The organism is Leifsonia sp. P73, assembly GCF_051059105.1.
GTDB lineage: Bacteria > Actinomycetota > Actinomycetes > Actinomycetales > Microbacteriaceae > Leifsonia.
The window spans coordinates 373,746-393,555 of sequence record NZ_CP194931.1 but is presented as its reverse complement, the minus strand read 5'-3'; the positions used below and the strand labels follow the sequence as shown (position 1 = coordinate 393,555).

The 19,810-nt window shown below is 70.3% G+C and carries 21 protein-coding genes, 2 tRNA genes and 1 pseudogene; 23 read left to right on the top strand and 1 reads right to left on the bottom strand.

Annotated features, from left to right (window positions below):
* Positions 1-42: 42 nt before the first annotated feature.
* The 18 genes and pseudogenes from dnaG (at position 43) to ACQ86L_RS01995 (ending at position 15,964) form a co-directional block, all read left to right on the top strand.
* Positions 43-1,914 (top strand): DNA primase, encoded by a 1,872-nt coding sequence (gene dnaG, locus ACQ86L_RS02080; RefSeq protein ID WP_434317475.1) that lies wholly within the window; start codon positions 43-45, stop codon positions 1,912-1,914.
* Positions 1,915-2,138: 224 nt separating this feature from the next.
* The gene (locus ACQ86L_RS02075; RefSeq protein ID WP_434317474.1) at positions 2,139-3,770 is read left to right on the top strand and encodes an ABC transporter substrate-binding protein; all 1,632 of its coding nucleotides are present in this window, start codon (positions 2,139-2,141) and stop codon (positions 3,768-3,770) included.
* 84 nt (positions 3,771-3,854) lie between these two features.
* Positions 3,855-4,949, top strand: coding sequence for an ABC transporter permease (locus tag ACQ86L_RS02070; RefSeq protein WP_434317473.1), 1,095 nt, complete (start codon positions 3,855-3,857; stop codon positions 4,947-4,949).
* 1 nt (position 4,950) lies between these two features.
* On the top strand, positions 4,951-6,006 hold the full coding sequence (locus ACQ86L_RS02065) for an ABC transporter permease (protein ID WP_434317472.1): 1,056 nt from the start codon (positions 4,951-4,953) through the stop codon (positions 6,004-6,006).
* Positions 6,003-7,690 (top strand): annotated as a pseudogene (locus tag ACQ86L_RS02060) (dipeptide ABC transporter ATP-binding protein). The gene ACQ86L_RS02065 and the pseudogene ACQ86L_RS02060 overlap by 4 nt, the downstream one beginning before the upstream one ends.
* A gap of 10 nt (positions 7,691-7,700) precedes the next feature.
* Positions 7,701-7,991 carry an ATP-binding cassette domain-containing protein gene (locus ACQ86L_RS02055; RefSeq protein ID WP_434317471.1) on the top strand — a complete coding sequence of 97 codons (291 nt, stop codon included), beginning with the start codon at positions 7,701-7,703 and terminating at the stop codon, positions 7,989-7,991.
* Positions 7,988-8,548 carry an ATP-binding cassette domain-containing protein gene (locus tag ACQ86L_RS02050; RefSeq protein WP_434317470.1) on the top strand — a complete coding sequence of 187 codons (561 nt, stop codon included), beginning with the start codon at positions 7,988-7,990 and terminating at the stop codon, positions 8,546-8,548. Before ACQ86L_RS02055 ends, ACQ86L_RS02050 begins: the two co-directional genes overlap by 4 nt.
* Positions 8,549-8,572: 24 nt before the next feature.
* Positions 8,573-8,965, top strand: coding sequence for a hypothetical protein (locus tag ACQ86L_RS02045; RefSeq protein WP_434317469.1), 393 nt, complete (start codon positions 8,573-8,575; stop codon positions 8,963-8,965).
* Positions 8,965-9,573: an NAD(P)-dependent oxidoreductase gene (locus ACQ86L_RS02040; RefSeq protein WP_434317468.1), complete on the top strand. Its 609-nt coding sequence runs from the start codon at positions 8,965-8,967 to the stop codon at positions 9,571-9,573. The genes ACQ86L_RS02045 and ACQ86L_RS02040 overlap by 1 nt, the downstream gene beginning before the upstream one ends.
* 78 nt (positions 9,574-9,651) lie before the next feature.
* A tRNA-Asn gene (locus ACQ86L_RS02035) sits at positions 9,652-9,724 on the top strand.
* A gap of 112 nt (positions 9,725-9,836) precedes the next feature.
* Positions 9,837-10,040 carry a hypothetical protein gene (locus ACQ86L_RS02030; RefSeq protein ID WP_434317467.1) on the top strand — a complete coding sequence of 68 codons (204 nt, stop codon included), beginning with the start codon at positions 9,837-9,839 and terminating at the stop codon, positions 10,038-10,040.
* Between the two features lie 85 nt (positions 10,041-10,125).
* Positions 10,126-11,316 (top strand): histidine kinase, encoded by a 1,191-nt coding sequence (locus tag ACQ86L_RS02025; RefSeq protein WP_434317466.1) that lies wholly within the window; start codon positions 10,126-10,128, stop codon positions 11,314-11,316.
* Positions 11,313-11,975: a response regulator gene (locus ACQ86L_RS02020; protein WP_434317465.1), complete on the top strand. Its 663-nt coding sequence runs from the start codon at positions 11,313-11,315 to the stop codon at positions 11,973-11,975. Before ACQ86L_RS02025 ends, ACQ86L_RS02020 begins: the two co-directional genes overlap by 4 nt.
* A 122-nt stretch (positions 11,976-12,097) precedes the next feature.
* Positions 12,098-12,415 carry an SHOCT domain-containing protein gene (locus ACQ86L_RS02015; RefSeq protein ID WP_434317464.1) on the top strand — a complete coding sequence of 106 codons (318 nt, stop codon included), beginning with the start codon at positions 12,098-12,100 and terminating at the stop codon, positions 12,413-12,415.
* Between the two features lie 94 nt (positions 12,416-12,509).
* Positions 12,510-13,385 (top strand): sensor histidine kinase, encoded by an 876-nt coding sequence (locus tag ACQ86L_RS02010; RefSeq protein ID WP_434317463.1) that lies wholly within the window; start codon positions 12,510-12,512, stop codon positions 13,383-13,385.
* Between the two features lie 55 nt (positions 13,386-13,440).
* Positions 13,441-13,758, top strand: a complete 318-nt coding sequence (locus tag ACQ86L_RS02005; protein ID WP_434317462.1) for a hypothetical protein — start codon at positions 13,441-13,443, stop codon at positions 13,756-13,758.
* Positions 13,755-15,449: an alpha/beta hydrolase gene (locus ACQ86L_RS02000; protein ID WP_434317461.1), complete on the top strand. Its 1,695-nt coding sequence runs from the start codon at positions 13,755-13,757 to the stop codon at positions 15,447-15,449. The genes ACQ86L_RS02005 and ACQ86L_RS02000 overlap by 4 nt, the downstream gene beginning before the upstream one ends.
* A 98-nt stretch (positions 15,450-15,547) precedes the next feature.
* Positions 15,548-15,964: a hypothetical protein gene (locus ACQ86L_RS01995; RefSeq protein ID WP_434317460.1), complete on the top strand. Its 417-nt coding sequence runs from the start codon at positions 15,548-15,550 to the stop codon at positions 15,962-15,964.
* 15 nt (positions 15,965-15,979) lie between these two features.
* On the opposite strand, the gene def is transcribed toward ACQ86L_RS01995, so the two are convergent.
* Positions 15,980-16,546: a peptide deformylase gene (def, locus tag ACQ86L_RS01990; RefSeq protein ID WP_434317459.1), complete on the bottom strand. Its 567-nt coding sequence runs from the start codon at positions 16,544-16,546 to the stop codon at positions 15,980-15,982.
* A 40-nt stretch (positions 16,547-16,586) separates the two neighbouring features.
* On the opposite strand from def, the gene ACQ86L_RS01985 reads away from it, so the two are divergent.
* The 5 genes from ACQ86L_RS01985 to ACQ86L_RS01965 all read left to right on the top strand — a co-directional run bounded on the left by ACQ86L_RS01985 (position 16,587) and on the right by ACQ86L_RS01965 (position 19,690).
* The gene (locus ACQ86L_RS01985) at positions 16,587-17,552 is read left to right on the top strand and encodes a DMT family transporter (protein ID WP_434317458.1); all 966 of its coding nucleotides are present in this window, start codon (positions 16,587-16,589) and stop codon (positions 17,550-17,552) included.
* Positions 17,553-17,641: 89 nt separating this feature from the next.
* The gene (locus ACQ86L_RS01980; RefSeq protein ID WP_434317457.1) at positions 17,642-18,880 is read left to right on the top strand and encodes a glycosyltransferase; all 1,239 of its coding nucleotides are present in this window, start codon (positions 17,642-17,644) and stop codon (positions 18,878-18,880) included.
* A gap of 27 nt (positions 18,881-18,907) precedes the next feature.
* Positions 18,908-18,981: transfer RNA gene (locus ACQ86L_RS01975), tRNA-Ile, on the top strand.
* A 59-nt stretch (positions 18,982-19,040) separates the two neighbouring features.
* A complete protein-coding gene (locus tag ACQ86L_RS01970) occupies positions 19,041-19,307 on the top strand; it encodes a type II toxin-antitoxin system Phd/YefM family antitoxin (RefSeq protein WP_434317456.1) in 267 nt (88 codons plus the stop codon).
* On the top strand, positions 19,304-19,690 hold the full coding sequence (locus tag ACQ86L_RS01965; RefSeq protein ID WP_434317455.1) for a PIN domain-containing protein: 387 nt from the start codon (positions 19,304-19,306) through the stop codon (positions 19,688-19,690). The genes ACQ86L_RS01970 and ACQ86L_RS01965 overlap by 4 nt, the downstream gene beginning before the upstream one ends.
* Positions 19,691-19,810 lie beyond the last annotated feature (120 nt).

Below are 19,810 nucleotides of genomic sequence, written 5' to 3'. Positions count from 1 at the left end.
GGAGGTCGGCCGGCGTCGGTCCCGCAAACTAGACTCGTCCGTATGGCGGGCCGGATACGACAGAGCGACATCGAAGAGGTCAAGGCCCGTACCAACATCGCCGACATCATCGGCGACTACGTCAGCCTGAAGCCCGGCGGCGTCGGCTCGCTCAAGGGCCTGTGCCCGTTCCACGACGAGAAGAGCCCGAGCTTCAACGTCCGCCCCGGCGTCGGCCGCTACCACTGCTTCGGCTGCGGCGAGGGCGGCGACGTCTACGCGTTCCTGGTGAAGCTCGACCACGTCTCCTTCACCGAGGCGGTCGAGCGGCTGGCGGGCCGGATCGGCTACCAGCTCCACTACGAGGAGGGCGGGGGAGGCCCGAGCGAGTCGAGCAGCAACCGCGCCAGGCTGCTGGCCGCGAACAACGCGGCGGAGGAGTTCTTCCGCGAGCGGCTGGCCGCGCCGGACGCGGACCCCGGCCGCCGGTTCCTGGGCGAGCGCGGCTTCGACGCCGCCGCCGCCTCGCACTTCGGCGTCGGCTTCGCCCCGAAGAGCTGGGACGAGCTCACCAAGCACCTCCGCGGCAAGGGCTTCAGCCCGGACGAGCTGCTGGCCGCCGGCCTGGTGTCGCAGCGCGACCGCGGCGTCTACGACCGGTTCCGCGGCCGCCTGGTGTGGCCGATCCGCGACGTGACAGGCCAGACGATCGGCTTCGGCGCCCGCAGGCTGCTGGAGGACGACAACGGCCCGAAGTACCTGAACACCCCGGAGACCGCGGTCTACAAGAAGGCGCAGGTGCTCTACGGGCTCGACCTCGCCAAGCGGGACATCTCCCGCAACGACCAGGTCGTGGTCGTGGAGGGCTACACCGATGTGATGGCCTGTCACCTCGCAGGCATCACGACCGCCGTCGCGACCTGTGGAACGGCGTTCGGCGTCGACCACATCAAGGTGATCCGACGCATCATGGGGGACGACAGCAGCACCGGCTCGGTGATCTTCACGTTCGACCCGGACGCGGCCGGTCAGAAGGCGGCCGCCAGGGCGTTCGGCGAGGAGCAGCGCTTCTCGGCCCAGACCTACGTGGCCGTCGGCCCGGACGGGCTCGACCCGTGCGACCTACGGCTCTCGGGCGGCGACGAGGCCGTGCGCCGGATGATCGACGCCCGCAAGCCGATGTTCGAGTTCATGATCCGCCAGGTGGTCGACCGGTTCGACCTGGACACCGTGGAGGGCCGCACGGCCGCCCTCCGCGCGGGGGCGCCGATCGTGGCGACCATCCGCGACCCCGCCTCGCAGAACGGCTACACGCGCGAGCTCGCGCGGCTCTCCGGCGCGGACCTCCAGGACGCACTGCGCGCGGTGCGGTCGGCGCAGCGCACAGGTCGGGGCGACGACGGGTCCCGGCAGGGCGGCGAGCGCGAGCGGCAGCAGTACCAGCAGCCGACGCCCGACGCTCCCGCACCGGTGCGCGAGCTCGACCCCAGCGACCCGACGCAGCGCACCGAGCGCGAGAGCCTCATGGTGCTGCTCCAGCTCCCTGCCGAGGTCGGAGCCGAGCGCGCCGCCCGCGTCGTGCAGGTGCCGTTCGTGAACCCGACCCACGCGGTCGTCCGCGACGCGATCGCCATCCAGCTCCCGTCCATGGCCGACCCGGGCTGGGTGGACCGCATCCTCGCCGAGGTACCGCAGGCGTACGCGCCGACCGTGAACGCCCTCGCCGTCGGCGCCCTCCCGCAGGCCGGGACCGATGTGGGCCGCTACGCGCGCTCCATCCTGGACGGCCTGATCGACCGCGATCTGCTGCGCGAGAAGGCCGAGCTCACCTCCCGCCTGGCGCGCACCGACCCGCAGAACGCCGAGCTGCGGAGGTCGCTGCAGGTGGCGCTGGCGTCGATCGATCACGAGCGGATGCGGCTGCGCGGCGAGTAACGCGGCACAATAGATCATCGCCACGTTCCGACGACGGAATCCAGGGCAGTGTGCGCAAATGCGCGCGGAATTGTTGCGCCGTTGTAAAGATTGCGCCGCGATCCGCGGCAAGATGCGTACTCGGCGCGGCATTCGTGCTAGGACTGTGGCTACGCGATTCGGCGATGTGGCACGCGTGTGCGCTCCGTCGATCGGTGACCCCACCAAGGAAGAGGTAATCGGATATGAGATCCGTAAAGATCGGCGGACGGCGCCTGCTCGCCGTGTCGGCCGCATTCGCGGCCGCGGCGCTGGTGCTCGCGGGCTGCTCCGGGGCCAATAACGGCTCCAGCAGCGGCGGCGGCACGCTGACCATCGGCACGACCGACAAGATCACGTCGATCGACCCGGCCGGCTCCTACGACAACGGCTCGTTCGCCGTGATGAACCAGGTGTACCCGTTCCTGCTGAACTCGCCGTACGGCAGCCCGGACGTCAAGCCGGACATCGCCGCGAGCGCCGCGTTCACGTCGCCCACGGAGTACACCGTCAAGCTGAAGCCGAACCTGAAGTTCGCCAACGGTCACTCGCTGACCTCCGAGGACGTCAAGTTCACCTTCGACCGCCAGCTCAAGATCAACGACCCCAACGGTCCCGCGTCGCTGCTCGGCAACCTCGACAGCGTCAGCACGCCGGACAAGACGACCGCGGTCTTCAAGCTCAAGGTCCCGAACGACCAGACCTTCCCGCAGGTGCTGTCCAGCCCCGCCGGCCCGATCGTCGACCACCAGGTCTTCTCGGCCGACAAGGTCACCCCGGACAACACCATCGTCAAGGGCCACGCGTTCGCCGGCCAGTACGACATCACGAGCTACGACTTCAACAACCTGATCGCGTACAAGGCGAACCCGAACTACGACGGCCTGCTCGGCAAGCCGGCGACGGAGAAGGTCAACGTCAAGTACTACGCGGAGTCGTCGAACATGAAGCTCGACATCCAGAAGGGCGCGATCGACGTCGCGTTCCGCAGCCTGTCGGCGACCGACATCGAGAGCCTCGGCACGGACAAGAACGTCAAGGTCGTCAAGGGACCGGGTGGTGAGCTCCGCTACATCGTCTGGAACTTCAACACGCAGCCCTACGGCGCCACCACGCCGCAGGCCGACGCCAAGAAGGCCCTCGCCGTGCGCCAGGCCGCTGCCGACCTCGTCGACCGCGCCACCATCGCAAAGCAGGTCTACAAGGACACCTACACCCCGGCGTACTCCTACGTCCCGCAGGGCCTGACCGGCGCCACCACGGTGCTGAAGGACCTCTACGGCGACGGCAACGGAGGCCCGAGCCTCGACAAGGCGAAGGCTGCGCTGCAGGCCGCCGGCGTGACCACCCCGGTCGCCCTCAACCTGCAGTACAACCCGGACCACTACGGCCCGTCCTCCGGTGACGAGTACGCGCTCGTGAAGGAGCAGCTCGAGAACGGCGGCCTGTTCAAGGTCAACCTGCAGTCGACCGAGTGGGTCCAGTACTCCAAGGACCGCGTGAAGGACCTGTACCCGGCCTACCAGCTCGGCTGGTTCCCGGACTACTCCGACGCGGACAACTACCTGTCGCCGTTCTTCAGCAAGGACAACTTCCTCGCGAACCACTACGACAACCCGGAGGTGCAGTCGCTGATCACCCAGCAGCTCGGCACCACCGACAAGGCCGCGCGCACCAAGCTGATCGAGGAGATCCAGGCGAAGGTGGCGGCGGACCTGTCCACCCTGCCGCTCCTCCAGGGCTCGCAGGTCGCCGTGGTGGGCAAGAACGTCTCGGGCGCCGACAAGACGCTCGACCCGTCGTTCAAGTTCCGCTACGCAGCCCTCTCGAAGGGCTAGGCCGCACAACAGGGCCGAACGGGGGCGGCTCGCGTCTGACGGACGCGAGCCGCCCTCACCCACGAACCACCACGATTGGCTTCCATGACAGCGACGGTCAGTACCCCGGCAGCCCCCACTGCCGGGCCAGAACGCATCAAGGCGCGTCGACGGACGGGAGGCGGCCTGGGCCGCTACATCGTCATCCGCGCTCTTCTCATCATCCCGACGATCTTCATCCTCGTCACAGTCGTCTTCTTCCTGATGCGGTCCACCGGTGACCCCATCACGGCGGCGCTCGGCGGCAAGCTCCCTCCCGCGCAGCTCCAGCAGCGCATCCACGAGGCCGGGTACGACCGGCCGCTCATCGTGCAGTACTTCGAGTACCTCGGACAGATCCTCCGCGGCGATTTCGGAACGACCTTCACCGACCACCAGCCCGTGACCCAGGTGCTGATCACGTACGGCGCGGCGACCCTCGAGCTGGCGTTCTACGCCCTCATCGTCGCGTTCATCGTCGGCATCCCGCTCGGCCTGCTCGCGGCCTACTTCCGCGACAAGTGGGGCGACGCCTCGCTGCGCATCTTCGCGATCCTCTGCTACGCGACGCCGGTGTTCTTCGTCGGCATGGTGCTCAAGCTCATCTTCTCGATCTGGCTGAACGTGCTCCCCGTCGCGGGCCGCGCCTCCACGAGCTCCGAGATCGAGATGCAGACGCTCCCGAACAAGACCGGCATCTACCTGATCGACGCGTTCATGACCGGTGACCCGGCTGTCGTCGGTGACGTGCTGCTGCACGCCGTCCTGCCCGCCGTCACGCTCGGCCTCCTGACCGCGGGCATCTTCCTGCGGCTGGTGCGCACGAACGTCATCGGCACGCTCTCCACCGACTACGTGGACGCGGCCCGCTCGCGCGGCGTCAGCGAGAGCCGCCTGGTGCGCAAGCACGCGTACCGCCCCGCGCTCATCCCGATCATCACGGTCATCGGCCTCCAGATCGCCCTGCTGCTCGGCGGCGCGATCCTGACCGAGACGACCTTCGAGTGGAAGGGCCTGGGCTTCCAGCTCTCCCACTACCTTCAGGCGCGCGACTTCGTCGCGGTGCAGGGCATGGTCGTCCTGCTCGCCGTCATCGTCGCGGTCACGAACTTCATCGTCGACATCATCGCGGCGCTCATCGACCCGAGAGTGAGGTACTGAGATGGCCTCGCGCAAGGGCACCATCTGGAGCCGGCTCCCCGTCGTCCACCAGCTGCGCCAGTCCGTCGGACTGCAGCGCGGGATGCTGGTCACGGGACTCGTGCTCACCGGCCTGTTCATCCTGGTCGCGATCTTCGCCCCGGCGATCGCGCCGTACGGCTTCGCGCAGCTCAAGGACGCGCAGGGCCAGTTCGGCTCCCAGCAGCCGCCGAGCGCGGCGCACATCTGGGGCACCACCGTCGGAGGCTACGACGTGTTCTCCCGCGTGATCTGGGGAGCGCAGACCGCGATCCTGGTGATCGTCGTCGCGGTGATCCTGTCGATCTTCGCCGGCGTCATCCTCGGCCTGGTCTCGGGCTACTTCGGCGGCTGGGTCGACCGGCTCGTCGTGGTGATCGCCGACGCGATCTACGCGTTCCCGTCGCTGCTGCTCGCGATCGTGATGGCCATCGTCATCTCGGGCGGCCAGTCCAGCCTGTGGGGCGGCATCCTCGCCGCGGCGATCTCGATCACCGTGGTCTACATCCCGCAGTACTTCCGCGTCATCCGCTCGGAGGTCGTCCGGATCAAGGCGGAAGCCTACGTCGAGTCGGCCAAGGTCGTCGGCGCCAGCAACGGGCGGATCATGTTCCGCCACGTGCTGCGCAACTCGACCCGCACGCTGCCGCTGATCTTCACGCTGAACTCCTCGGAGGCCATCCTGACGCTCGCGGCGCTGGGCTTCCTCGGCTTCGGCATCGAGCCGACCGCGGCGGCCGAGTGGGGCTACGACCTCAACAAGGCGCTGTCCGACGTCACCAGCGGCATCTGGTGGACATCCATTTACCCGGGTCTGGCGATCGTCCTCGTCGTGCTCGGCATCACGCTCGTCGGCGAGAGCCTCAATGACCTCGCCGACCCGCGCCTCCGTGGCCGGCGTCGCGCCGCAGAGGCGTCGGGTCTGGTCGCCGAGACGTCGGTCGTCCCCGGCGGTCCGCTGGAGGCGGGCCCCGGCGGCATCGACGGCCTGGAGGGCGGAGAGTCCTTCGACGAGCACGGAATCGAGGTCAAGCCATGAGCGACGTCGTCACGATCGACAACCTGTCGGTGACCTTTGCTACCGACGCCGGCGCCGTCAAGGCCGTCGACGATGTCACCCTGCGCGTGTCGCCCGGCGAAGTGCTGGCCATCGTGGGGAGTCCGGTTCGGGCAAGACCGTCACCGCCAAGACCATCCTCGGCCTGCTGCCGGAGACCGCGACCGCCTCGGGCGCCGTGGTGCTGCGGAGCAAGGACGGCGCCAGCGAGGCGGACATCGTCTCGCTGAGCAAGAAGGAGCTCAGGGAGGTGCGCGGCACCGACGTGGCGATGGTCTTCCAGGAGCCGTCCACCGCGCTGAACCCCGTCTACCAGGTGGGCTGGCAGATCGCCGAGGGCCTGCGCGCCCACGGCAAGCTGTCCAAGAAGGACGCGCAGAAGCAGGCGGTCGACATCCTCCGCCGGGTCGGCATCCCGGAGCCGGAGAAGCGGGTCAAGTACTACCCGCACCAGTTCTCCGGCGGCCAGAAGCAGCGCATCGTCATCGCGATGGCGCTGGTGCTGAACCCGGGCCTGATCGTCGCCGACGAGCCGACCACCGCGCTCGACGTGACCGTGCAGGCCGAGATCCTCGACCTGCTGCGGCGGTGCCGCGACGAGTTCGGCGCGGCCATCGTGCTGATCACGCACAACATGGGCGTGGTCGCCGACCTCGCCGACCGGGTCGCGGTCATGTACCAGGGCAAGGTCGTGGAGGAGGCCGACGCGCGCACGCTGTTCGCCGCGCCGCAGGCCGAGTACACGCGGAAGCTCCTGGCCTCCGTGCCGCGCATCGGCATGGGCGCCGTGGCCACGCAGGACCGGGCGATCGCCCGCGCCGAGCGTCCGCAGGAGGCGCCGGTGGTGAAGGCGCGCGACCTGCGCATCCAGTACCCCGGCCGGCTCGGCCGCCCCGGGTTCGTGGCGGTCGACGGCGTGAGCTTCGACATCCGCCCCGGCGAGGTGCTCGGCCTGGTCGGCGAGTCCGGCTCGGGCAAGACCACGATCGGGCGCGCCATCGCCGGACTCGGCAAGGTCACCGACGGCTCGCTCGAAGTGCTCGGCATCGAGATGAACGGCGTCAAGGAGCGCCAGTTCCGCAAGGTGCGCAGCGACATCGGCTTCGTGTTCCAGGACCCCGCGTCGAGCTTCAACCCGCTGCTCACGATCGCGGACTGCGTGGCGGAGCCGCTCGTCGTGCACGGCCGGGCGTCCTCGCCCGCCGCCGCACGCGGCCGGGTGGATGAGCTGCTGGAGGCCGTGCAGCTGCCGCGCAGTTACGGCGACCGGTTCCCGCACGAGCTCTCCGGCGGCCAGCGGCAGCGGGCGAGCCTCGCCCGCGCCCTCGCTCTGGAGCCGACCCTGCTGATCGCCGACGAGCCCACCTCGGCCCTCGACGTCTCGGTGCAGGCGCGGGTGCTGGAGCTGTTCGCCGACCTCCAGCGCGAGTTCGGCTTCGCCGCGCTGTTCATCAGCCACGATCTGGCCGTCGTCGACCTCCTCGCCGACCGGATCGCGGTGCTGCACCGCGGCAAGCTGGTGGAGGAGGGCACGGGAGCCGAGGTGCTAGGCAACCCGCGCGAGGCGTACACGCAGCGGCTGCTGGCCTCCCTGCCGGTGCCGGATCCGGTGGAACAGGCCGACCGGCGGGAGGCGCTGCGCGCTCTCCAAGCCGAGAGCGCCTAGGGTCGATCATGTGAGTTCCGAACCCGCCATCCTCGTCAGCGACCTGTCCGTCGAATATCCCGCCAGGGGCGTCAGCCCCTCGTGCGTCGCCCTCCGCGGGGTGAGCTTCCAGCTGGAGGCCGGACAGTCGCTCGGGGTCCTGGGCGAGACGGGTTCGGGCAAGAGCACGCTGGCCGCGGTGCTCGCCGGGCGGGGCTTCCCCTCCGCTCCGGCGAGCCCGGCCCGCGGATCAGCGGCGGCGACGCGACCGTCCTCGGCCACTCGCTGCGGCACGCACGCAAGCGCGACCTGGCCGAGGTGACCTTCCACGTCGGCTACCTGCCGCAGGAGGCCGCGGCCACGCTGGAGCCGTCCCTGTCGGTGCAGGACAACGTCACGCTGCCGATCTTCGAGCGCGACGAGCACTACAACCGCCGGGCGGCGGGGGAGCGGGCCGCGCTCATGCTGGACACCGTCCACCTCCCGCTCAGCGTGCTCGGCAAATACCCGTACCAGCTCAGCGCCGGGCAGCGCCAGCGCGTCGCCCTCGCCAAGGCCCTGGTTCTCGGGCCGCAGGTGCTGATCGTGGACGAGCCGACCGCCGGCATCGACGCGACGGTCCGGGACGCGGTGATCGACCTCCTGGCCCAGCTGCGGACGCACGAGGGCTTCACGGCCGTCATCGTCAGCCACGACCTGGCCGTGCTGCGCCGCGCGACGGACAACTCGCTGGTGCTGCAGGGCGGCCGTCCCATCGCCTACGGGCCGATCGAGGACGTGCTGGCCGATCCGTCGCACCCGTTCGTGCGCGGGCTGGCGGACGCGCTGAAGCCGCCGCAGCGCCGGCGGGAGCGCCGGCCGCAGATCGCGGCGAAATAGCCGAGCGTCCCGACAGGAGGAACCATGATCGAATCCAGCCCGCAGCACCGCGCCGTCCTCGCCCCGGGCGGAGTGCCGCTCGCGCCGGGCGAGCGCCCGGAGCCCGGCCCCATCGCCGTGCTCCCGACCGCCGAGCCGTCCTTCGTCGCCGCCGTGGAGGCCGCGGGCGGGACTGTCGAGCCGCTCTCCGACCGCACCCGCGGCGTCGTCTGGCTGTCCAACAAGGACGCCGCCGCGTTCCCGCCAGTGCTGGAGGCGCATCCCGGCATCGGCTGGGTGCAGCTCCCGTTCGCGGGCGTCGACGCCTTCGCCGGCATCATCGCGTCGGAGGACCGCCCCGGCCTGATCTGGACCAGCGCGAAGGAGCCTACGCGCAGCCCGTCGCCGAGCACGCGCTGGCGCTCACCCTGGCCCTGATGCGCGTCCTCCCGGAGCGCGTGCGGGCGACCTCCTGGTCGACCGTCGAGGAGGGCCGCTCGCTCTACGGAAGGAACGTCGTGATCATCGGCGCCGGCGGGATCGCGCTGGAGCTGATGGTGCTGCTCGCACCGTTCGGCGTCCGCGTGACCATCGTGCGCCGCTCGCCCGAGCCCGTGGCGGGCGCCGAGCGCACCGTCGGCTCCGACCGGCTGCTGGAGGTCCTCCCGGACGCCGACGTGGTGGTCGTCGCCGCCGCGCTCACCGGCGGGACCCGCCACCTGTTCGGTGACGCGGAGTTCGCCGCCATGAAGCGGACCGCGTACCTGGTGAACATCGCCCGCGGCGGCCTGGTCGACAGCGACGCGCTGCTACGGGCCCTCCGCACCGGGGAGATCGCGGGAGCGGGCATCGACGTCACCGATCCGGAGCCCCTCCCGGACGGACACCCTCTGTGGTCGGAGGACGCCTGCCTGATCACGCCGCACCAGGCCGACACGTCCGAGATGGTCGCTCCGCTGCTCGCCGAGCGGGTGCGCGCGAACGTGCGCGCGTTCCTCGGCGACGGCGATTTCGTGGGCCGCGTGGACCCGGCCGCCGGGTACTGACGGTGACGCGCGCGGGATGCACAGCCGATTTCACTCGATGCGCGAAGTCTTGCTAGAGTAGCTTCGCTGATCAAGCATTCCTCGATAGCTCAATTGGCAGAGCAGCCGGCTGTTAACCGGCAGGTTCTTGGTTCGAGTCCAAGTCGGGGAGCGGAAACACAGCGAAGGCCCGGAGGTGACAGCCTCCGGGCCTTCGTCGTTTCGGTCCACATGCTCCGTACGGAATACACCCCGACCCACGCGCGAATCGCTACGATGCGGCCATGAAACACAGGGACCGGGACGAGCGCGACTCCGAGCAGCCGGACCACGCGGTCGAGGAGTACGAGAACGACGAGGCCGAACGGCGTGCATCGCTGGAGCGCGAGGCCGGACTGACCAGCTTCGGCGGGCCCGCCTTCGGGCCGCTGTTCGGGAAGAGCGAAGGCGACGACGGGGAGATCTTCGACGCGGAGCACAATCCGTGATCGTCAGCCGCGTACTCCCGGGGGAGTAGCCGCAAGACTCCTCTCGGGCCACGCCACGCTCCCGTGCGCTCGTTAGCATGAGGAGATGCCCTGGAACCCGTCCGCCGACCCCCGTCAGCACGGGCCGGGCTGGGCCGAGGGCCGGGGCTGGTCGGGGCGGCGGCCGCGCGGGACGATCTGGTTCCCGGTGGTCCTGTCCGTCCTGCTGCAGCTTCCCGGCGTCCTCATCGCCGCGCACACGGCGGCGGCCGACCCGCTGACGCTTGCCGCAGTCCTGGTCGCGTTCGCGGCGTCGTTCCTGCTGCTGCTCGCCCGCGCGTACCCGGGCCCGGTGCTGGTCGCGATCGCGGTGCTCTGCACCCCGGCCATCGCCCTCACGATGGGGCCGCCGCTCGCCGCTGTGCCCTTGGCGTTCGCGGTCGTCGGCGCGGTGGTGCGCTCGGCGCGGGTGTGGGCCTGGTGGACGGTGGCGGGAGTCGCCGTCGTCGGGCCGCTGGGCGCGTACCTGCTGGTGGGGAGGCCGGAGGCCGTCATCCGGCCGCTCGTCATCGCGCTCGTGCTCACTCTCCTGGTGGGCGTCGGCGAGGCGATCCGCGGGCGGCGCGAGCGCTACCGGGAGGTTTCCCGCCAGATCGCCGCGCGCCGGGAGTCCGCCGCGGAGGCCGAGCGGCTGCGGATCGCGCGCGAGCTGCACGACGTGCTCGCGCACTCGCTGTCGCAGATCAGCGTGCAGGCCGGCGTCGGCCTGCACCTGTTCGACAGCCGGCCCGACAAGGCGCGGGAGAGCCTGGAGGCGATCAAGTCCGTGAGCAGTCAGGCGCTGGAGGAGGTCCGCGGCGTGCTCGGTTTCCTGCGCGCCGAGGGGTACCCGGCGGCGCGCGCACCGGAGCCGGACCTGGCGCGCATCCCCGTGCTGGTCGAGACCTACCGGCGCGCCGGGCTCGATGTGCGCTACGACGACGCTCTGACGACAGCGCCGTCCGCCGCCTCGCAGCTCGCGCTCTACCGGATCGTGCAGGAGTCCCTGACCAACATCGGCCGACACGCGCAGGCGCGCACAGTCGCCATCCGGCTCGGCGAGGACGGCGGCGAGTACGTGCTGACCATCGCCGACGACGGCCGCGGGCTCCCGGAGGGCGAGACCGACGGCAAGGGGATGATCGGGATGCGCGAGCGCGCGGAGCTGCTCGGCGGCCGGTTCGAGACCCGCACCACCGAGGGCGGCGGGCTGACCGTGGAGGCCCGCATCCCGCTGCGGAAGGCCGAGGACGCATGATCCGGGTGCTGCTGGCGGACGACCAGCATCTCGTCCGCGCGGGCTTCCGCGCGCTGCTGGAGGCCGAGGACGACCTGGAGGTGGTCGGCGAGGCCGCGACCGGGCGGGAGGCCGTCGACCTCGCGCGGCGGACGCGTCCCGACGTCGTCCTGATGGACATCCGGATGCCGGACGGCGACGGCCTGTGGGCGACGGGGGAGCTCACCGCCGACCCGGCCCTCGCGGGCACCCGGATCGTGATGGTGACCACGTTCGAGCTGGACGACTACGTCGCGCAGGCCATCCTCGCCGGCGCGAGCGGCTTCCTGGTCAAGGACACCGAGCCCGTGGAGCTGCTGCGCGCCGTGCGCGTGGTCGCCGCCGGTGACGCGCTGCTGTCGCCCGGCGCGACGCGGCGGCTGATCGAGCGCGTGGCGGGCGGGCTCCGGCCGGCGCCGGACGCGGAGGCGCTGCGCGACCTGACCGAGCGCGAGCGGGAGGTGCTGGCGCTGGTGGGCCACGGGCTGACCAACACGGAGATCGGGGAGCGGCTGTTCCTCAGCCCGCTGACGGCGAAGACGCACGTCTCGCGGATCATGACCAAGCTGGCCGCGCGCGACCGTGTGCACCTGGTCGTGGTCGCCTACGAGACGGGGCTGGTGCAGCCGGGCCAACGCTGAGCGCGCTGCTCCCCGCGGAGTAGTGGAAGTGTCTCCCGGTGGCGGATTCGCCCGGCAGCTCGCACGGCGAGGCTGGATACGGTTCCGCGAAAGCCGCGGACAGCTCACCGATTGGATGCACCATGTTCAGTTCGCTCGCAGCCGCCGCCCCCTGCACGGTCGTCGCCTGGGGTGGCGGCCCCTGGTTCGGCTGGTGGTGGTTCCTGATCCCGCTCTTCTGGATCGGGATCTTCTTCCTCATCTTCGGCGTCTTCGGCCGCCGCTGGCGTCGCGCCGCCGCCGCACGCGGAGGTTACGGCTGGGGACCGAACGGCCCGCACGGCGCCACCCGCGCCGCCGAGCAGACCCTCGCCGAGCGGTACGCCAACGGAGACATCGACGAGAAGGAGTACCGCGCCCGCCTGGAGGTGCTGCGCGCCAACCGCGGCGACGGCGCCTGACCCTTCCCTCGCCGGGCACCCGTCCGGCCGCGCGGCCCGGATATGATCGTCCGGGCCGCGCACCGGTCCGCCCCCACGGCCCGGAAGGACCAGTATGACCCCGCTCTCCTTCGCTCTCACGGCCGCCGCACTGGCGGCCGTCGTCGTGTTCGCGATGCTCTGGCTCCGGGAGCGCACCCTCCGCCGCCGTGCGCAGAACGCGCGCGAGGAGCGCGAGTGGGACCGCATCGACCGCGAGCTGGAGCTGGCGGAGCAGGCCGGCCGCTTCCGGATCATCGGCGAGCTCGGGGATGTAGCGGTCGCCGCCGTCTCCCGGCTGGTGAACCAGGCGGAGGGGTTGCGCTACGCGGCCGGCGCCGACCATGAGACGGCCTCGCGGTCAGCCGCTGCGATGGAGACCTCGGCGCGCGACGCCCTGGCCGACCTGCGCCGACTGCAGAACGCCGTCGCGGACGGCAGCCGCGACGTGCTGCCCGCGCCCGGCCTCCACTCCGCGCGCGACCTGTTCCGGGTGATGCGCGAGGCGGGCTTGGAGGTGACGTTCTCCGAGATGGGTGAGCCGTACGAGCTCCGTCAGGGCGCGGAGCTCGTCGTCTTCCGCATCCTGCAGACCAGCCTCGGCAACGCGCTGGACCACGGCGGCCCGGGCACCACTGCTGTCGTGGCGATGACCTGGACGCCGGACGGCCTCCAGGTCACGGTGGACGACGACGGCCTCCGCGCCGCGGCCCGTCGCCGCGGCCTCGACCGCGCGGGCGTCGACCAGGCGACCGCCTACAGCGCCGACGACGACCTGCGGGCCATGACCGCGTACGTGGAGGGCCCCGACCTCAACGAGCTGCGCGAGCGCGCGGCACTGTTCGGGGGAGTGATGGAGGCGAAGCCCGTCCCGGGGGTCGGGTTCTCGCTGTCCGTGGTGTTTCCGGCGCTGCGGCACCACAACGGCGTACACGGGGTGCCGCTGCGGTAGGAGTAACACCTGCACTCCTCAGGTGGTGCAATGTCGGCCCCTAGTATTTGACGTCATGGCAGACATCGAGGTTCGACCCGACGAGGCGCGGGCGGCGACGGCACGCGTCACTGCGGCGGCGGAAGGCATCGGGAGTGCGGGGGCCGTCTTCCGGGCTGCCGGTTCAGAGGTCGTGTACGCGATGCGATGCGCGCCGGTGCGGGCGGCGTTGAGCGAGGTCGTCGAGGACCTCGTGGGCATCCCCGCTGAGACGAGCGACGCTTTCCGGAAGCTGGCACAGGTCGGGGAGAGCGCTGTGGAGCGGGCGGTAGCGGCCGACCAGTGGGGTGCGAAGCTGCTGGGCGCTGTTGCGCTCCCGGTGGAGGCGCCGTGATCGGGGAGAGCGACCTGCTCGATCTGGCCGAGCTGGACCCGACCCGCGCGGCGGAGGCCGCCGTCGCTCTCCGCGACGCGGCTGCGCAGATGGTCGGGTTCGCGCAGGAGGCGGAGGAGGCGCAGACCGCGTTCGCGGAGAGCTTCCGGTCGCGAAGGATGCCGGACGTCGTCGCCCGATACGTGAAGCCGGGCCGGGTCGCGCTTCAGAACGCCCACACGACTGCTGACGAGCTCTTCCGCGTGCTGGAGACCGCCTGGAACGCGCACGGTGACCTAGCCCGGCGTCGCGACGCGTTGCTGCTCGCGGTCGACGAGATGTACGCGCGCGACATCCCCGCGGCGATCGAGGCGTGGATGATCGTGAATGGCGCGACGTACTACCCGGAGATCCACGAGGTCCCGGCGGCGGTGGAGCTGGAGGAGGACGCTCGCTGGAAGGTGCGGGCGTTCAACCGGGCGGCCGAGGAATTCGTGGAGGAGTTCGAGCGCGCGATCCGGGCTGTGCGCGTCGCCGCACGGGACCGGGTAACCGCACCGGCTGCGTCGGCCGGTGCTGGTGTGTCCGCGCCCCTGGTGCCAGCGAAGAGACTCCGCTCGATGACTCCGGCTCAGGTCGCGGAATGGTGGTCGTCGCTGACGCCGGCCGCACGGCAGAAGTACGTGACGGAGCTGCCCGGCGTGATCGGGTCTCTGGATGGCGTGGATGGGGCATCCCGCTCGGCGGCGAACCGAGCGGAGCTCGCCCGCTTCGCCGCGGAGCTGAAGACGATCGCGAAGGATGACCCCGGGTACGACGCCGCACAGGTGAAATTGCGGGCGGTCGAGGCGATCCAAAGGACGCTCGGGCCGCACCCGGAGGACGAGAAGCCGCCACTGCAACTGCTGCTGCTGGACCTGACAGGCGCGAACCCGAAGGCCGCGATCTCAGTAGGGGACCTGGACACCGCAGATCACGTCACCTACAACATCCCGGGAATGACGACCACGGTCGCAAAGGATATCGCCGCGTGGACCAATGCGAGCAAGAACCTCTACTACGAGCAGCAACGCATCGCCGCGCGGAATGGAGGGTCGGGCCGGATCGCGGTAGTGGCGTGGTTGGGGTACGACGCCCCGCAGGATGCCGGACAGGTGACGGCGAGCGAGTGCGCTCGCGCGGGCGGGGAATCGTTGGCGGCAGCGATGGAAGGCACGCTCGCTTTCCGCGGCTGGCCAGCGAAGTCGGAGCAGCTGTCCGTGGTGGGCTTCTCCTACGGTTCGACAGTCGCCGCAGAAGCGTTGAAGCGCGCGTCCGCCGGCACATTCGCGTCCGTCGGGTCGGCGGGGATCCGCCTGGAGAGTGCGCCACCTACGGGTCTGCCACGTGATCGAACGGACCTGATCCCACGCCCGACGCCGTTGAACGTGCCCCGGGGCGGCATCTCGGCTGGGCAGGCGAGCGCCGACGCTGTCGCCACCGTGGGCCGGCTCGCCGGCGGTCGCGGAGACCCGTCCGACTTCGGGGCAGTGCCGTTCAGCACCGGCGACGCCCGGACCCCCGACGGGAAAGACACGGCCGGGACCACCGAGCACGCGGCGACGGTCCACGCCAACAACCCCAACGCATACGGGTACTTCGACAGGGGTACAAGCGCTCTTCACAACCTGGCCGCGCAAACCATGGGCTATCCGAAATCGGCGGCGAAGTGACTAAGCGTGCGACCGCTCTCGCGGCCGTTGTTACCGCCGCGCTTGCTCTTAGCGGCTGCGCATCGAATGCACCTCATCACGGAAAGGCGACCACATCCATGACATCTGCATATCCGACCGCGGACGAGGCTCGGGAGAAGGTCGTCACGCTGTTCGAAGCGACGAGGAAGGTCATTGGGGGAACGGACTGGAGAGTCCACGGCAGGGGCTTCGGGCTGTGCTACCTGCCCGACGGAAGCGAGGGGGCGGAATACGAGCAACAGGAGGCCACGAACGCGACGTTCGAACCGCTGACCGTGGCGAACGAGATCGCCGCGTTGTGGGAGTCCGAGGGCTATCACGGGGTGACCGTCGAACCGTTGCCCGAAGGAACCGGTTACGAAGTCAGGTATCCGAGGGACGCCGATCGGGTGTTTTTCGAGGCTGACATCACGGGATTCGCAGCGGTCTACTACATGTCTGGCCCGTGCATTCCCGGAGATTTCAGCGAACTCTCGCACTCCCTCGTGCGGTGACGACCAACCGCCGCCTCAATCCTCCAGGTGGTCCCGCCCCGGCAGCCAGCTCAGCCCCGGCACGCCCCACGAGTTCTTCCGCTGCGCCTTCAGCGCGGCCTTGCCGTACGGGTGCTCCAGCCGGTCGACGTAGAGCACGCCGTCCAGGTGGTCGTACTCGTGCTGGAAGATGCGCGCGAGCCAGCCGTGGGCGCGGATCGTGTACCGCTCGCCCTCCAGGTCGGTGGCCTCCAGGATGACGCTCTCGGCGCGCCGCAGCGGGAAGCGTTCGCCCGGGAACGATAGGCAGCCCTCCGACTCGGTGTCCTCGTCCGGCTCGCCGACCGCCAGCGGGCTGAGCCACAGTACAGGGTTGATCGCGACGCCGCGGTGCAGCACGTCGTCGTCGTCCGTCCAGCCGAAGACGAACAGGCGCAGCGGCACGCCGACCTGCGGGCCGGCGAGGCCGACGCCGGGCGCCTCGTCCATCGTCTCGAACATGTCGGCGACCAGTGTGCGGAGGGCATCGTCGAACTCCGTCACCTCCGCCGCGCGGGTGTGCAGGACGGGGTCTCCGGTGATCCGGATGGGAAGGACGGCCATTCGGCAAGACTATCGGGATCATGTTGGGTAGGGTCGTGGCGTGGCTACGGAACTGATGGACGCGCTCGAGCTGGCTTATCAGCCCAGTCAGCTCCTGGGCATCCCGGTCGCCCTGGTCGGCGCGGTGTTCCTGTCGCTCGGCGCGCAGCTGCAGCACCACGGCGTCGCCAAGGTGGAGGCGCAGACCCAGGATGCGAAGGCCGGGCTCAGCGTCCGGCAGCTCGGGCTGCTGCTCGCGCGGCCCTCCTGGGTGATCGGCACGCTGCTGCTCGGGCTCGCGATCGTGTTCCAGCTCGTCAGCCTGAAGCTCTCGCCGATCATCCTGGTGCAGCCGCTCGGCGTGGTCGGGCTGGTCATCACGAGCGTGCTGAACGCCCGGGTGAGCGGCGTGAAGCTCAACCGGCAGTCCATCGTCGCCATCTCGCTGTGCGTCGGCGGCGTCGGCGCGTTCGTGATCATCGCCGCGATCTTCGCGCGCGACCAACCGGTGACCACCCAGGCGCTCGTCGTCATCCTGATCATCCTCGCCGTCGTCCTCATCGTCTTCGGGCTGCTGTTCGCGTTCCTGCGGCACCGGTTCAAGGCGATCATGTACATCGTCGGGGCCGGCGTCCTCTACGGTTTCGTCGCCACCCTCGCCAAGGTGGTCATCGACCGCATCTCCAACCAGGAGTGGGACTGGCTGCTCGTGCTGTGCATCGTCGCGCTGCTCGCGGCCGCCGGGCTCGGTGCGTACTTCGTCCAGAACGCCTACTCGTCCGGGCCTCCCGACCTGGTCATCGCGGGCCTGACCGTGATCGACCCGCTCGTCGCCGTGACCATCGGGATCGTCGTCCTCAACGAGGCCGCGGGGGCGCCGTGGTGGGCGATGCTCGGCTTCGCGATCACCGGCGCCGTGGCGATCTACGGCGTGTTCCAGCTCGCCAAGCACCACCCGCAGACGAACGGGGAGGCGCCACTCACCGGCACGCTTGCGGGCTCCGTCCCGGAATCCGGCCTAGACTGAAGCGATGAATCGCCGGTCCGACCCGTCCGGCGCGCTCAGACCGTCGCCGGGCGACCCGCCCCGGCCGAAGACCGTGAGGGACTCACCACGTGCCTGATACGAGCGGAACGAACGACCTCCCGCCCGCCCCGGCCGAGCACCGGCCGATGACCATCCTCATGGGCTGCGACACCTTCCCGCCGGATGTGAACGGCGCTGCCCGTTTCGCCGAGCGCCTCGCCGCCGGACTGGTCGCGCGCGGCCACGACATGCACATCGTCGCCCCCGCCGCCGGCCGCCGCCACGGGACCTGGATCGAGGAGCACGAGGGCGAGAAGCTGACGGCGCACCGCCTGCGCAGCTGGCGCTGGTACCCGCACGACTGGCTGCGGTTCGCGCTGCCGTGGATGAGCAAGGCGAACGCCCGCCGGGTGCTCGACGAGGTGAAACCGGACGTCGTGCACTTCCAGTCGCACATCGTCATCGGGCGCGGGCTCGCCTACGAGGCCCAGAAGCGCGGCATCCGGATCGTCGCGACGAATCACGTGATGCCCGAGAACATCATCGAGTTCACCCGCCTGCCGAAGTTCCTGCACAAGACCTTCGTGAGCATCGCCTGGCGGGATGCGCGCAAGAGCTTCGACCGCGCCGAGGCGATCACGACCCCGACGCGCCGAGCGGCCGAGTTCCTGGAGAAGGCGACCGGGCTGCGCGGGGTGCACGCGATCTCCTGCGGCATCGACGCCCACAACTACACGCCCGACTTCACGCCGCGCACCGGCAACCGCATCCTCTTCGTCGGCCGGGTGACGGGGGAGAAGCAGATCGACGTGCTGCTGAACGCGATCAAACTGCTGCCGGATTCGCTGGACGCCCAGCTGGAGATCGTGGGCGGCGGCGACCAGTTGCGGAACCTCCAGTCGCTCGCCGAGAGCCTCGGCATCGCCGGCCGGGTGAAGTTCCTCGGCTACGTCACGGACGAGGAGCTCCGCAAGGCGTACACCCGCGCCACGGTCTTCGCGATGCCGTCGATCGCCGAGCTGCAGTCCATCGCGACAATGGAGGCGATGGCCTCCGGCCTCCCGGTGGTCGCGGCGGACGCGATGGCGCTCCCGCACCTGGTGCACGACGGCGAGAACGGCCACCTGTTCCGTCCGGGCGACGCGCAGGACCTGGCGGACAAGCTGGAGAACGTGCTCACGCTCCCGCAGGAGGAGCTCGACGTCCTCAAGAACGCGTCGCTGCGGATCGTGGCGACGCACGACATCCAGACCACGATCAGCACCTTCGAGAGCCTGTATCGTGGAGAGCCGGTGGCCGACCCGGTGACGGCGGCGGCCCCGGCGTGACCGCCCCGGAGTGACCGGAGAGGACACGGGGCGGTAGCTCAGCTGGTTAGAGCATCGGACTCATAATCCGCCGGTCACGGGTTCAAGTCCCGTCCGCCCTACGCAAGACGGTTCGCAGCTGGCTCGCCCCTGTTGTGCTACGCCGTGCTACGCTCGATTCATGGAAACCGTGACGCACCGGGAGATGCGCAACCGAAGTGGCGAGATCCTGCGTCGCGTCGAGGCGGGGGAGTCGGTGCAGGTCAGCAACAACGGCCACCTCGCGGCCATCATCGTCCCGGCCGGCGGCGATCCGCTCGACGGCCTCGTTGCGCGCGGGGAGGCTCGCGCCGCGCGCACCGGCGCCGACGCGCTTGCGAGGATCACGCGCACGGTCTCGCCGCTGAGTTCGGAGCAGATCATCGAGGACAGCAGGGGACGCTTATGACGGTCGCCTACCTGGACACCTCTGCGGCGATGAAGCTTGTGGTCGAGGAACGGGAGTCCCAGAAGCTGGTCGTCGCGATCTCGGACCCGAGTCGCCGCCTGGCATCCTCGTGGCTGCTTCACACCGAACTGCACTGCGCCGCGGGAAGGAATCCCGCGTTCGTCCCGATCGAGGCGATCACGGCGGTTCTGGACGCGGTCGTCCTGGTCGATGTCACACGGGGTGATCTGCTCTCTGCCGGCACGCAGACTCCACTCCGGTCCAATGATGCGATCCACCTCACGACCGCCCTGCGTATCGGTGCAGATGAGATCGTGACCTACGACGACGAGTTGGCACGCGCCGCCCGAGCGGCAGGCATCCGGGTTCTCGCACCCGCCTGAGCGCTACCGCGTCGTCGCTGCCGCGACCGCGGCCTCCAGCGCCCGCCCCGCACCGCTCCGCCGTCGCCTGCAGCTGCTCGATGAACTCGACGCGTCGCAGGTACTGCGGCAGCACGACGT